Source organism: Tistrella bauzanensis, from assembly GCF_014636235.1.
Lineage (GTDB): Bacteria > Pseudomonadota > Alphaproteobacteria > Tistrellales > Tistrellaceae > Tistrella > Tistrella bauzanensis.
This window is the reverse complement of sequence record NZ_BMDZ01000100.1, coordinates 1-13,493: the sequence shown is the minus strand read 5'-3', so window position 1 is coordinate 13,493 and position 13,493 is coordinate 1. Positions and strand designations below refer to the sequence as shown.

At 65.7% G+C, this 13,493-nt stretch carries 9 protein-coding genes; 7 read left to right on the top strand and 2 right to left on the bottom strand.

The features are described from left to right. Window positions 1-21 precede the first annotated feature (21 nt). The gene (locus tag IEW15_RS23535) at window positions 22-1,980 is read right to left on the bottom strand and encodes a PDC sensor domain-containing protein (protein ID WP_229708604.1); all 1,959 of its coding nucleotides are present in this window, start codon (window positions 1,978-1,980) and stop codon (window positions 22-24) included. A gap of 351 nt (window positions 1,981-2,331) precedes the next feature. After that, window positions 2,332-2,871, bottom strand: a complete 540-nt coding sequence (ruvX, locus tag IEW15_RS23530; RefSeq protein ID WP_188582648.1) for a Holliday junction resolvase RuvX — start codon at window positions 2,869-2,871, stop codon at window positions 2,332-2,334. A 214-nt stretch (window positions 2,872-3,085) separates the two neighbouring features. On the opposite strand from ruvX, the gene gatC reads away from it, so the two are divergent. From gatC to IEW15_RS23495, 7 genes are all read left to right on the top strand, one after another. After that, entirely contained in the window at window positions 3,086-3,373 is a 288-nt protein-coding gene (gene gatC, locus IEW15_RS23525; protein WP_188582642.1) for an Asp-tRNA(Asn)/Glu-tRNA(Gln) amidotransferase subunit GatC, read from the top strand. A 5-nt stretch (window positions 3,374-3,378) separates the two neighbouring features. Then, a complete protein-coding gene (gene gatA / locus IEW15_RS23520; RefSeq protein ID WP_188582640.1) occupies window positions 3,379-4,869 on the top strand; it encodes an Asp-tRNA(Asn)/Glu-tRNA(Gln) amidotransferase subunit GatA in 1,491 nt (496 codons plus the stop codon). Further along, complete coding sequence (gene gatB / locus IEW15_RS23515) at window positions 4,869-6,320, top strand: Asp-tRNA(Asn)/Glu-tRNA(Gln) amidotransferase subunit GatB (RefSeq protein ID WP_188582637.1); 1,452 nt, start codon at window positions 4,869-4,871, stop codon at window positions 6,318-6,320. The genes gatA and gatB overlap by 1 nt, the downstream gene beginning before the upstream one ends. Before the next feature lie 197 nt (window positions 6,321-6,517). Further along, window positions 6,518-6,913, top strand: a complete 396-nt coding sequence (locus tag IEW15_RS23510) for a hypothetical protein (protein ID WP_229708601.1) — start codon at window positions 6,518-6,520, stop codon at window positions 6,911-6,913. Window positions 6,914-6,963: 50 nt separating this feature from the next. Further along, window positions 6,964-7,488 (top strand): copper chaperone PCu(A)C, encoded by a 525-nt coding sequence (locus tag IEW15_RS23505; protein WP_188582635.1) that lies wholly within the window; start codon window positions 6,964-6,966, stop codon window positions 7,486-7,488. A gap of 31 nt (window positions 7,489-7,519) precedes the next feature. After that, the gene (locus IEW15_RS23500; protein WP_188582633.1) at window positions 7,520-7,990 is read left to right on the top strand and encodes a GNAT family N-acetyltransferase; all 471 of its coding nucleotides are present in this window, start codon (window positions 7,520-7,522) and stop codon (window positions 7,988-7,990) included. A 238-nt stretch (window positions 7,991-8,228) separates the two neighbouring features. Continuing rightward, window positions 8,229-13,487: a neuraminidase-like domain-containing protein gene (locus tag IEW15_RS23495; RefSeq protein WP_188582631.1), complete on the top strand. Its 5,259-nt coding sequence runs from the start codon at window positions 8,229-8,231 to the stop codon at window positions 13,485-13,487. The last annotated feature ends 6 nt before the right edge of the window (window positions 13,488-13,493 follow it).

The following is a 13,493-nucleotide window of genomic DNA, read 5'->3' as shown; positions in this document are numbered from 1 at the left end:
TGAGGATTCGACACCCCGAGCCTAACGGCTCAAGGCGAGCAACGCCGCTCTCCCTTTTTCAACAATGACCGGGACATCCCCGCCCCGTGTGCTGAGCACATGCAGCATGCCGCCATGAAGCGACACGAAGGACTTCACGATCGACAGCCCGAGACCAGTGCCTTCCTGGCGCCGGACCATCGGGTCGATATCGATGCGCTTGAACGGCTGAAACGCGCGCGGGATCTCGTCCTCCGCCATGCCGCGGCCGTTGTCGGTGACGGTCATCGTCAGCGATCGGTCGGGCATCAGCCGCACGACCAGTGATATACGGCCGCCATCGGGCGTGAACTTCACGGCATTGGTCAGCAGGTTGATGAGAACCTGACGCAGCTTGCGGCTGTCACAGTTGACCGCGACCGGTCGGGACGGTGTCATCAGGTGCAGGACGTGCCCGGCCTTGCGGGCCCGGCCCGAGATCATGGCGATGGCGGGCCGGACGACATCGTCGACCATCACCACCTCTTCATCCAGCGTCGCCTCGCCGGCCTCGATCCGCGCCAGATCGAGCAGATCGTTGATCAGCTCCAGCAGATGGCTGCCGGCATGGGCGATGTCGCCGGCATACTCCATCTGCTTGGGTACCAGCGGCCCGAAGATCTGTGCCTTCAGTGTCTCGGCCATGCCGATGACCGCGTTCAGCGGCGTGCGCAACTCGTGGCTCATATGGGCGAGAAAGGCGGTCTTGGCGTGATTTGCCGCCTGGGCTTCATCGCGCGCCCGCGCCAGATCCTCTCGTGCATGCGCAAGTTCGTTGACCCGTGCCGACAGCAGGGCGCGCTTGCGGATCAGCGACCGCAGCGTCCGGCGATTGACCTCCAGCGCCAGCAGCATCGACAGCAGCAGCAGGGCCGCCACCGCTTCAGGCCACATCATCGCCAGCACCGATGCCTGGGTCTGCCTGAGATCGGTGACGTGCACCAATGTCCAGGGGGTGCCGGCGATCGGCCGGGTGAAGAGCGCCATGCCATTGGTGGCCCGAATGGTGCCATCATCGCCGGCGGTGCGGGCATCGGCAAACGATCCCCGTGCGCCAGACGCCTGCCACACGGCGTCGATGGTCTGCCCTGCCACCGGCAGCACCGCTCCGCCTGTGTGGGATGAGCCTGCGGGAGATAAGCCTGCGGGGGATAAGCCTGCGGGACTGGCATCGGCCGCCGTCACGATCTGTCCGGCATCATCCACCAGCATCGGCGTGCCGGCGGTGGTGCCGATCTGCCGCAGCATCGACGCGATGGCGGCAATGGTGACGTCGAGGGCGATGACACCCCGGAACCGGTCATCGGCCAGAACCGGCCTGACCAGGGTCACCACCGGCCCCCTGCCTGCGGCATCGTCATGAGGGGCGGTCCAGAACTGCCGGCCGGTGGGGTTGACGGCCGGGCGTGCGGGCGTCAGCACCGCGCCGGTCAGAAGATCGTCGTGGAACCGGGTCTGCGACGATGGCCCATAGGGATAGAGCATCAGGAAGCCCAGATCCGAGATGTAGTAGATCCAGGCGGCTTCGGGCAACTGACGCAGGGCCTGCAGCATGAACGGCTCGATCCGCGCCGCGGCCGCGACCTCCGCCGCCATCACCATCGCCCGGTCGGGATCGCGGTGCAGGCGACCGGTCAGCCGGCCCGAGATACCCGCGCCGGGTGGCACCTGGAACATCGGCATTGTTCCGCCGTCATCCCCGGCTCCCACCGGTCCGTCCGGCAGCATCGGCAGCGGCTGGGCGGACCGGTCGGTGATCGCCATCGTGGCAGCAATGGCCAGGGCATCGACCTCGGCAGCCGCAATCCGCGCGCTGGTGGCGATCATCTCGGCGCCGGTCTGCAACCGGGCCTGGCGATCGGACATCAACCGCGCGAAACGTTCCTGGTACTGCACATAAAGACCGCCACCGGCCGAGAACAGCACGCAGCCATACACCACGGTTGCCAGCCACCCGGCCATTGGCCGGCGCGGCTGCCGTGACCGCGTCCGTGCCGCCGTGACAGCGGCCGGTGTCGGCTCGGTTGGTGTCTCAACAGTCATGAGCGAGACGCTACACGAGCGGATTGCGGCCGTCACCGGAAATGCCACGTAAACATCAGATATGTCTCGGATCGCGGTGCATATCGTCGGAATGTGTCGCAGGACCGCCGCAGTCGCCGCCGCCTTGGCAAGGCTGACGGGAAACCGCTGCCGCCAGAGGTTCTGCAACGGGCACTTCTCCGAGCTTCAGGCCCCCGGCTCTCAGCCCCGCATCCGATCGCCCTGATCAGCGGTCCCAGCCTTCCCGCGGGGTATCGGGCGTCCCGTAGGTCATCCGGCGTCCTTGGGATCATCGGGCGCTGTATCGCGTTCCCAGATCGGCGGCGGCCGGTTCATGGCGTCGAGCGCGCCTTCCAGGATGTAGCTGGCGGCAGCCTTGTCGACCAGTTCCGCCCGGCGCTTGCGCGACAGATCGGCATCGATCATGTGGCGCTGGACGGCGGCGGTCGACCAGCGTTCATCCCAGAACAGCATCGGCAGATCCAGATGCTCGGCCAGGTTCTGGCGGAACTGCCGGATCGACTGGCAGCGCGGCCCCTCGGTGCCGTCCATATTGACCGGCAGGCCGATGACCACGGCCACGACCGCGCGTTCGCGGACGATATCGACCATCCGCACAGCGTCGATCTTGAACTTGGTCCGGCGGATCAGCTCAAGCGGTGTCGCCACCTGCCGCCGCTCGTCGGACACCGCCACACCGATGGTCTTGGTGCCGACGTCGAGGCCCATGATCCGCCCGCGGGCGGGCAGGATACGGGCAAGCTGCCAAGGGCTGAGATCGGCCTCTGGGGCGGGGTTGCGGTTCGTCATGCCGGGTGCTACCTTGCCGCCTCGCTGCCGCTGAACGGGTGTGTCGAGAGCCGCCATCTGGCCGCTTTTCCGCCATGGATGTCAAGCACGGCGGGCATGCACACGCGAAGGTGCATGATCCGCCGTCGACCGGCCCGGGTAGGCGGCCGTCGTCAGGATTGACCGCCGGTTTTCGCGAAACCGACCGCTGGATTCAATGGAGTGGGCAGCGACGATGACGCTCGATCGAGCCGCCGTCAGGAAGATCGCCACCCTCGCCCGTCTGGACGTGCCCGAAGATGAGCTCGACGGCTATGCCCGCGAGCTGGGGGCCATTCTGGACTGGGTCGAGCTGCTGCGCGAGGTCGACACCCAGGGCGTCGCGCCGATGACCGGTGCCTCGGCCAAAGGGCTGCCGCAGCGCCCGGACGTCGTGACCGATGGCAATTGCCGCGACAAGGTGATGGCCAATAATCCGGTCGGCGACCCGGTGTTCTATGTGGTGCCGAAGGTGGTGGAGTGAGCGCGATGGCGACCCGAGCGACCGATTTCACCATTGCCACCGCCGCCGACGCCCTGGCGCGCGGCGCGGTGACCGCCCGCGACCTGACCCAGGCCCATCTGGACCGGATGGCCGAGACCCGCGAGCTGAACGCCTATGTCGCTGAAACCCCTGAGATCGCGCTGGCGCTGGCGGATGCCTCGGACGCCCGCCGCGCCCGGGGCGAGGCGCTGGGGCCGATGGACGGCGTGCCGATCGCGGTCAAGGATCTGTTCTGCACCGAGGGCGTCGCCTCGACCGCCTCGTCGGCGATCCTGGCCAATTTCGTGCCGCCCTACGAATCCACCGTCAGCGCGCGGCTGAAGGCGGCCGGCGCCGTGATGCTGGGCAAGACCAACATGGACGAGTTCGCCATGGGCTCGGCCAACATCACCAGCGTGCAGGGCCCGGTGCGCAACCCCTGGGGGCCGGATGGCGACAGCTTCCTGGTGCCGGGCGGCTCGTCAGGCGGCTCGGCGGCGGCCGTTGCCGCGCGCTCGGCGATTGCCGCCACCGGTTCGGATACCGGCGGATCGATCCGCCAGCCGGCGTCGTTCTGCGGTCTGGTCGGGTTGAAGCCCACCTATGGCCGCTGCTCGCGCTGGGGCATGATCGCGTTCGCTAGTTCGCTGGATCAGGCGGGGCCGATCACCCGCACGGTCGAGGACGCGGCGATCATGCTGGGCGCCATGTCCGGCCATGACCCGAAGGATTCGACGTCGGCCGAGATCGCGGTGCCGGATTTCCGCGCGGCCGTGAACCGGGGCGTCCGGGGCCTGAGGATCGGCGTTCCCAAGGAATACCGGGTCGACGGCATGCCGGCCGAGATCGAGGCCCTGTGGCAGCAGGGCATCGACATGCTGAAGGCCGCCGGTGCCGAGGTGGTCGAGATCAGCCTGCCACACACCCGCTACGCGCTGGCGACCTATTACATCGTGGCCCCGGCCGAGGCGTCGTCGAACCTGGCGCGCTATGATGGTGTCCGCTATGGCCACCGCACCCGCGCCAATGTGTCGAGCCTGGGCGAGATGTACGAGAAGTCGCGCGCCGAAGGCTTCGGTCGTGAGGTCAAGCGGCGGATCATGATCGGCACCTATGTGCTGTCGGCCGGCTATTACGACGCCTATTATCTGAAGGCTCAGCAGGTCCGCACCCGGATTGCCGGCGATTTCACCACGGCCTTCGAGCAGGTGGATGCGATCCTGACGCCGACCGCGCCATCGGCCGCTTTCCGCTTCGGCGAAAAGATGGACGATCCGGTGCAGATGTATCTGAACGACGTGTTCACGGTGCCGGCCAGTCTGGCCGGCCTGCCCGCCATCTCGGTGCCGGCAGGACTGTCGGCCGACGGCCTGCCGCTGGGCCTGCAGGTGATCGGGCGGTCGTTCGATGAAGAGACGGTGCTGGCCGTGGGCCGCGCGATCGAGCAGGCCTCGGGCTTCGACGCGGTGCCGGCCATGGTTCGGGGGACTGTCTGATGGGCCTGATCCGCGGCAACACGGGCGACTGGGAGATCGTGATCGGTCTTGAGGTCCATGCCCAGGTGTCGAGCAACGCCAAGCTGTTTTCCGGCGCCGCCACCGCCTATGGCGCCGAGCCCAACACCCAGGTGTCGCTGGTCGATGCGGCGATGCCGGGCATGCTGCCGGTGATCAATGAATGGTGCGTGGCTCAGGCGGTGCGCACCGGGCTGGCGCTGAACGCCCAGATCAACAAGCACTCGGTGTTCGACCGGAAGAATTATTTCTTTCCGGATCTGCCGCAGGGCTATCAGATCTCGCAGTTCAAGCAGCCGGTGGTGGGCGAGGGCGAGGTCGTTGTCGATCTGGACGACGGCGAGAGTGTGATCGTGCGCATCGAGCGCCTGCATCTGGAACAGGATGCCGGCAAATCGATGCACGACCAGCGGCCGGGCGAGACCCTGATCGATCTGAACCGGTCGGGCGTGGCGCTGATGGAGATCGTGTCGAAGCCGGATATGCGCGCCCCCGAACAGGCCGGTGCCTATATGCGCAAGCTGCGCACGATCCTGCGCTATATCGGCAGTTGCGACGGCAATATGGACGAAGGCTCGCTGCGCTGCGATGTCAATGTCTCGGTCCGCCGTCCGGGTGGCGAGCTTGGCACGCGCTGCGAGATCAAGAACCTGAACTCGGTCCGTCACATCATGAAGGCGATCGAGTATGAGGCGCACCGTCAGGTCGGTGTACTGGAGGACGGCGGCACCATCGTGCAGCAGACCCGGCTGTATGACGTGGCCAAGGGCGAGACCCGGGCGATGCGCTCGAAGGAAGACGCGCATGACTATCGCTATTTCCCCGATCCCGACCTGCTGCCGCTGATCTTCGACGACGCGTTCATCGAGACCCAGCGCGCGGCGCTGCCGGAACTGCCCGATGCCAAGAAGGCGCGCTTCCAGCAGCAGTATGGGTTGTCGGCCTATGACGCCGGTGTGCTGGTGGGTGAGCAGGCATCGGCCGCGTTTTTCGAGACGGCGGCTGCCGGGCGTGATGCCAAACTGGTCGCGAACTGGACGATCACCGAACTGTTCGGCGCGCTGAACCGGCTGTCGAAGGGCATTGAGGACAGCCCGGTGACCGCCGACAATCTGGGCGGGCTGGTCGACCTGATCCAGGACGGCACGATTTCCGGCCGTCTGGCCAAGGAAGTCTTCGCCGAGATGCTTGAGACCGGCGAGACCGCCGTGGCCGTGGTCGACCGCAAGGGGCTGAAGCAGGTCTCCGACGAGGGCGCGATCGCCGCGGCCATCGATCAGGTCATCGCGGCCAACCCCGACAAGCTCGCGGAATACAAAGGCGGCAAGACCAAGCTTGCCGGCTTCTTCGTGGGCCAGGTGATGAAGGCGACCGGCGGCAAGGCCAATCCGCAGGTGGTGAACAAGCTGCTGACGGAAAAGCTCGACGCCTGATGGCGCCGATCCTTCGGCGCAAGCGCCCGGCATGGGATCATGCCGGGCGTTTTGCGTTGATGGCGGCGATGTGCGGCGGCCGGGCGTGACCGATGCGCGCGGCAGCGGCCGATCGCTTGCCAAAGCCGCCGCGACCCGCCATGGTCTGGTCAGACGACGCACGTGACGCAACGCGCGCCCTGAGGTTTTGCCGCCAGATGCCACCCGGCCATCGCCAGATCAGACCCCATCCGCGCCGCCGGCTTTGCCGGGCGGCGATGGTTCTGCTGCTGGCGGCGCTGGCACAGATGATGGGCGTGATCGCCCATGCGCCGATGGCGCTGGCGATGGTCCTGTCCCCTGGACAGGTTCTGGAGATCTGTTCGCCCACGGCATCCGACAGCCGGCCCGACGATCGCGGTGCCGTGCCGGGTGCCGTCTGTCATGACTGTCTGGCGGCTCAGGCGGCGATGCCGCCGGCCGAGCCCGCGCCCCTGCCGCTGCCGGCGATGCGGCAGGCGGGCCCCGACCGGCCATGGCCGGCATCCCCTGTCGATATCACCGCCGCCGTGTCACCGGCGCCGGCACGCGCGCCGCCTGTCTTCGCGGGCTGACCCTGCAAGGATCACGGTCATTTCCATCGCGACGACAGGATACAGGTTCCATGTCCATCATCTCCCGCACCATCCGCGCCGGCATTGCCGGTGCCGCCCTGATGCTTGCCGCAGGTGCCGCTTCGGCCCATGATTACACGGCCGGCGATCTGCATATCGATCATCCCTGGGCGCGCGCCTCGGTGAATGTCGGCGGCACCGCCGGCGCCTTCCTCAGCGTTCAGAACCACGGCGCGGCCGCCGATCGGCTGGTTTCAGTGTCGAGCCCGGTTGCCGAGGCCGCCGAGATCCACGAGAGCTTCGAGGACAAGGGCGTGATGCGCATGCGCCATGTCGAGGGGATCGAGATTCCGGCCGGCGGCGAGGCCGTGCTGGCGCCCGGCGGCTATCACATCATGCTGATCAAGCTGAAACAGCCGCTGATGCCCGGCGACAAGGTGCCGGCGACCCTGACCTTCGAGACGGCCGGCACGGTCGATGTCGACCTGGTGATCGAGAAGCCGGGCGCGGGTGCGGCTGGCCATGATGCCCATGACGGCCATGGAATGAAGAAGACCGATCATTCGGCCCATTGATCAAGGCCGTCCTTCGGCCCAGGGAGCCGCGATGACCTCGGTTGCCATAACGATCCGGCCGGCGGTGATCGATGATGCCGATGCCATCAGCCGGATCACGCTTCAGGCCCTGCGCCAGACCAATGCGGCGGATTACACCGCCCAGGTCATCGCGGCGGTCGCGGCGAATTTTTCGCCCGCGGCCGTCGCCGCGCGCATGGCGAGCCGGCGGGTTCTGGTGGCTGTGGCGCAAACTGGCGTGATCGGCACGGCAAGTCTCGACGGGGCCACGGTGCGCAGCGTCTTCGTCCAACCGGACCGCCATGGTCAGGGTGCCGGCGCCGCACTGATGGCCGCGATCGAGCATCTGGCCCGGGCGGGCGGGCTGTCCCGGCTGGTCGTGCCATCCTCGGTCACGGCCGAAGGCTTCTATGCCACGCTCGGCTTCGTGGCGCTGCGCGACGAATACCATGGGGTCGAACGGACCATCGTCATGGAGAAGCGGCTATTGCCGCCGGCCTGATCGGATCGGCGGCGGCAGGCCCGGATTCGTCGTCCGGACTCGATGCTCAGACTGTGGTGATCATCTCGTCACCCGGACGACAATGCTCGTTGATGCCGCTGTCATTCGTCTTACAGGTGACTGCCGTTCCGCAGCAGTGTCATTGAAATTTCAATCCAAAAACGACTTCGGTCGTGAAATCCTGCAACCACTGCATTAGGCTTGACCGATCATAATCGCCTGAAGCGGATGGATCGTCATGGATAGCCCGATCGGAACCCCGGAGCGCCATCTGGCGCGTCTGAGCGTCGAGACTGCGTCGTCACCTCGGCGATATCAGAGCCGGGCGGCGAGGGTCGCCGAGAAACGGGCGTTACGCCAGAGCGGTCTCGCGGCATCGCAGGCAATTCCCTTCGCCGAGATGGCCACGGATCCGCTCTATCAGCGGATCGCCGCGGCGACCTGTCCGAAGGCTCTGAAGGCCGATCTCGCAGCCTTCGGCCTGGAGACTGCGGCCGAGGTCGCGGCCTGCAAGTCGCTCTCCGGCCTCAACAGGCTTCTGTCGCGCCGGGCGGGCAAGGGCGAGACGCCAGGCGAGGCGACACAGGATTTCTTTGGCCGGGCCCGACGTGAGGCGATCCGCGGCTACCGGCTGATGCGGCACATGCTGGCGGTCAAAGACCCGATGAACCAGGGGCTGCGCCATACAAGCTCCAGTTTGTCGGTGGAGATGGAGGAGGTGGTGCGGTCGGCGGGCGGGCAGGTCTATGCCAGGCCGTCGAGCCTGCAATCGAACCAGTCACCCGCCGCCTATCTGCGCTATCTCTATCGCATCGCCATGGGGTTGGACGAGGAGATCGGCATCATGCCGCCTGAGCAGGGGGCCCGCCGGCTGGAGATCCGGCGGCCGGATCTTGCCCGGCTCGTGCTGAGCGAAACCAATCTCAAGCAGGAAATCGCCACCATCGAGCTGGTCGACGAGGTGTTGGCGGCAGGGCTGGGCGCGATCGATATCCGCACGACCTTTTATCCGATCGCGCTGCCCTTCGATGAGCCGGCATCTGCGACGCGGGCGGCGCTCGCCCAGATCGGCGGGACGACGCTCAACGACGTCGGTGCGCAGACGTCCCGAAGTGTGTTCCCGCTCCGCGCCGATGTCTGCCTCGCCAGCGATCAGGCAGGGCTTCTGGGGCTGACCGGTGCTGTGGACGAGGCATCGGGCGGCGGCAGCGAAATCGCCCTGCTCATCGAGGACACCGGCATTCCTCCTGAGAGCCATCCGACCACTCTGGGTGGCCTCTACGGCGTGACGAACGAGTTGGAAACCAGTACGGTCGTCAAGCTGATGGCGCGCCTCGATCTGGACTTCGACCGGCTCGTCCAGTTGCTGGGGCTCTATGTCGTTCACCAGGAAAATGGTCGGCCGGTTGCCCCGAAGGATTACGCGACATCATTTCTCGACAATGAGGTGCCCTTCCAGCTCATCACCCGGGGCGGCCATACCTATGTCTATCTGTACAGCATCGATGTGGCGCCGCCCGAACTGCGCGGGTTCAACTATCTCGCGCGCCTGCATCACGCGACCGGGCTGGACTTTCATCATCTCAACTGGCTGCTGGCATTGCCGGGCGTGAGTGAGGCGGGCAATCCCGGGTCGGCGTGGGACAGGGTCGCCCGCCGGCATCTCACCGCCACCGGTCTGCGGGTGCTGGCGGGCTATCGGCTGTACCGGGATGCTTTCGATCTGGGGCCAGGGGCCTATGCGGCGCTCTTCGGCGAGATCTGCCCCTTCTGGCGGGCGGACATGGTGGTCGCCGGCGCCGACGGCGTGACCTCCGGGCTGGAGCAGACCGAAATCTCGCTCCTGCGCGCGCTGTTCGGGGATGACGCGACCGCCCTGCACCAGATGATCACCGAGGCCGGGACCCCGATCGACGACACCGGCCTTGCCGATATGGTGTGCCGCGGGCTCAGGCTTTCCGTGGTTGAGCTGGACGCGCTGGTCGATGCGCTCGGTGCAGATTTCGCCCTGAGGACCGCCGTCGACGCCCGTGGCCTCGGCGCGCTGTATCGCCTTGCGACGGTCTTCCGCATGATCGGCTGGCCGCTGCTGTCCGGTCTGCGGCTGGTGGCGCTGGTGAGCGGACAGTCGACCGTGGACGACCAGCTTCTGCGTGATCTGACGGTCAGGAACGAAACCGCCGACGGGACCGCGCGCCTGTGCACGGCCCTTGACCAGATCATCGGACTGGTCCGGTGGATGGCCGAGGCGGAGCTGTCGCCGGATGCGCTGCTGGCGCTGCTGACGCCGACCGCGACCACTGGCCTGCGGGCCAGCGAGGCCGACCGCGCCTGGCTGGACGGTCTGGCCGCGGCGGTCGCGCCGGCGCTTGGACGTGCCGACAGCTTTCGCGGATTTGAGACATGGGACAGCCGGGACGCGGTGCCGGTCACCATCGCCGGGGAGATCTGGCACGAGCATATGCGGGCGGCGGGTGGCCTGTATCGGGCCTCTGGCGTGTTTCATCCGGGCATGGACCGCGCGGCCATATCGGCGATATGCCGCGACTTTCTGCAAGACGGTCACACCGTCGACCTCGACCTCGACGGTAACGCCTCGCGGCTGGACCGGCTGGTCACGCTTCTTGAAAAGGCCCGTGACGCGCAGGCCCTGACGCTTGAGCGTGCCCTTGGAACCTTCGGCAGCACATTGACGGCCTCGGGCGCCGGCGCGTTGATGAGATGGGCGCAGACCAATTCGTTCGACGCTCTCGATGCCCTGCTGGCCGGCGCCGACGCCGCGACCGCGTTGTTCCGGCTTCAGGAATTGCGGCGCCATGCCGCGGCAGTCGATGCCCTGGCCTTGGGCGATATCGATTTGCAGCTCATCGCCTGGAGGCCCGACTGGCTGACCCCGGACGCGGCCGAAAGCGGGCCGGATGGGCCGCGGCCCCGGGCGCTTTGCCTTGAGCAACTCGTCGCGTTCCACCGCTTCGCGACGCTTCAGATCGGTGCCGCGACGGACGAGGCGTGGCTGGGCTATCTGACGGTGGCACGTGATGGCCGGCCGGGGGCGGAGGCCTCGGCCGAGGACGTGGCGATCTGGCACACGGCCTGCAAGGACATGCTCGCGATCCTGCTGGACTGTCCGGCCACGGACGTTATGGCCTATCTGGTGCCCCTCGTCGGGCCCGACGGCGTAGCCGACGATCTGAGCACGATCGACGCGGTGGCCCGCCATGCCCGCCTGGCCGATACCCTCCATATCGGCGCCGCCGAGCTGCTCGCGCTCAAGGCCGTGAGCGGTCCGCTCGCGGGTGGTGACTGGGCGGCGGCGGCGGCCGGAGCCCAAGCCGGGCTCGCGCGTTTCAAGGGGGGCAGCCAGATAGCCGGCTTTCGCCATGCGCTCGCCGAGCTCAGGCGCGATGCGCTGGTCGCGGCCTATATGCGCACCACGATCGCCGCCGATCCCGACCTTGCCGACGAGGTCAGGGACCGCGAGTCGCTCTACAGCCATCTGTTGCTCGATGTGCAGGTGACCAGCGCCGTGCCGACCAGCCGGCTCGTCGAGGCGACCAGTTCCTTGCAGCTTTATATCAGTCGCGCGCTCAACGGGCTTGAGCAGGGAGTGGACTTCGTCGATCGGCCGGCCCTTGCCGCGCAATGGCGCCTCAACAGATATTACCGTCAATGGGAGGCCAACCAGAAGCTGCTACTCTATCCGCAGAACTATATCGAGCCGGAGTTGCGCTACATTACCTCTCCGGAATTCAACGATCTGCTGCGATCCGTCTCGGGCGGCGATGTCAGTGAGGACAGTGTCGAGGCGGCGGTGAACGCCTATATGGCGGGCCTGGCCGGCTGTTGCGATCTGAGCCTGTGCAGCATTTATGTCGAGCGTGGGGACGGGGGCACGTCGTCGCATGCCACCTATCATTTTCTCGCCAACGCCCATTGGGAATCGGGGCACTTCTTCTATCGCAAGCTTGAGGCGGACTACGCGGCGATAGCCGCATTGGCGGACCCGTCCCGGTACCTCAAGGCGCTCGACTGGACATTCTGGCAGGAAGTCACGATCCCGCGGACCTATGATCTTCTGTCCGATGTGGTGCTCTGCTTCTTCCTGAACAGGTATTACTTCTTCTGGCTGGAAATCGAGGAACGGAAGCTTCAGACCCCGGAGGGCGAGGTGACCTCCTGGCGGATCCATCCATACTATATGCGCTGCGAGGCCAATGCCCTCACCGGGGTGATGCATGCCCCCGGTCTCTTCATTGACGGCGATATTGCCGGCAGTGATGGACTGCTCATCATCGACGACACGTTCAGTTGGTCGGGCCAGAAGCCAAGGCTCAACGGCACCTATCATCCGCGGGCTCTGAAGAATGTGTTCACCTATGGCGAGGTTGCGGCCAATGCCGAGACGGTGAGCGGCGCGGATGGCGGCATTGTTGTCAGCTTCGGTGTCGATCTTGAAGATGGTCAGCAGGCTGTCCGGCAGACCTCGCTTCAACTGCGTCTGACTGAAAAATGGGCGGATGCTATTCTTATTCTGAATGATAGCATCGATACCAAATTTCAGAGTGCCGCACCAGTTGGATACAAAAGCATATATCCGAGACTGTTTGCCGAAGATGGCGTAATTGCCGATAAATATAGCGAAACAAGTTCTTTTTCTCTGAATGATTTACTCAAGCAGGACTATATATGTACCCGTCCCGCCGGCCAGCCTGTCGATCTTTCCGTGACGAATGACTATGGCGACCCGAAAAATGCCGTGATCAACCTGACCTTTACGCCGTCTCCCGTTGGTGGCGGGACGCTTGGTGTGGTCAAGGTGAGCGCCAATCTGGGGGACCGCACATATTCGAGGCGAGTCTACAATTCCACCGCGCAGGATAGCGCGTTCACGGCTCTGAGAGAGGCGCAGCCGACCGGGATCCGGATGAAAATGAACATCATACTGATCTATGGTTCGCGCAGGCCGGCCGAGAGGTTCGAGAGCGCCTGGTTCACAAGTCCCACGGCCATCTACAAGGACGATTTCGCCGACATGCCCTTCAAGGACATGGCGACCATGAAAACCGTGCACATTCGCGACGAGACGATCGAGGGGGTCGTGGCGCTTCCCCGCGACTGGGCGATCTGGGAAGCAGAAGGCGCGGATCTGATCGTGGACATAGAGGTCGAGCGAACCGTCCCTGACATGATATTTTCTGCGATCGTCAAGGGGCAGCCTGTCGATTTCTCCAAAAGCCCAGATAATAAGGTGAAGAGTTTCGCTGCCGGGGCGGGATTCTTCCATCTTTATCCCGCAAAAGGGAAATTAAATACGGGGTGGGCACTTGGTGGCGCGCATGGCAGCCACAATTTCGTCCATCTCGTGGATCATGATACGGCGCCGATCGCGGACACGTTTCTGCTTCTGAATTCGTCGCCGGCCCTTATACCAAGTCCCATGGACGGTCACCCATGTGCCCATGATCGCATGCCGATGGACATGATGAGCCACGGCTGATCGACG

What these genes read in the sequence shown, in the direction of transcription:
- IEW15_RS23535 (WP_229708604.1), bottom strand. Translation starts at nt 1,980, where the DNA reads ATGGCCGGGTGGCTGGCAACCGTGGTGTATGGCTGCGTGCTGTTCTCG.
- ruvX (WP_188582648.1), bottom strand. Translation starts at nt 2,871, where the DNA reads ATGACGAACCGCAACCCCGCCCCAGAGGCCGATCTCAGCCCTTGGCAG.
- gatC (WP_188582642.1), top strand. Translation starts at nt 3,086, where the DNA reads ATGACGCTCGATCGAGCCGCCGTCAGGAAGATCGCCACCCTCGCCCGT.
- gatA (WP_188582640.1), top strand. Translation starts at nt 3,379, where the DNA reads ATGGCGACCCGAGCGACCGATTTCACCATTGCCACCGCCGCCGACGCC.
- gatB (WP_188582637.1), top strand. Translation starts at nt 4,869, where the DNA reads ATGGGCCTGATCCGCGGCAACACGGGCGACTGGGAGATCGTGATCGGT.
- IEW15_RS23510 (WP_229708601.1), top strand. Translation starts at nt 6,518, where the DNA reads ATGCCACCCGGCCATCGCCAGATCAGACCCCATCCGCGCCGCCGGCTT.
- IEW15_RS23505 (WP_188582635.1), top strand. Translation starts at nt 6,964, where the DNA reads ATGTCCATCATCTCCCGCACCATCCGCGCCGGCATTGCCGGTGCCGCC.
- IEW15_RS23500 (WP_188582633.1), top strand. Translation starts at nt 7,520, where the DNA reads ATGACCTCGGTTGCCATAACGATCCGGCCGGCGGTGATCGATGATGCC.
- IEW15_RS23495 (WP_188582631.1), top strand. Translation starts at nt 8,229, where the DNA reads ATGGATAGCCCGATCGGAACCCCGGAGCGCCATCTGGCGCGTCTGAGC.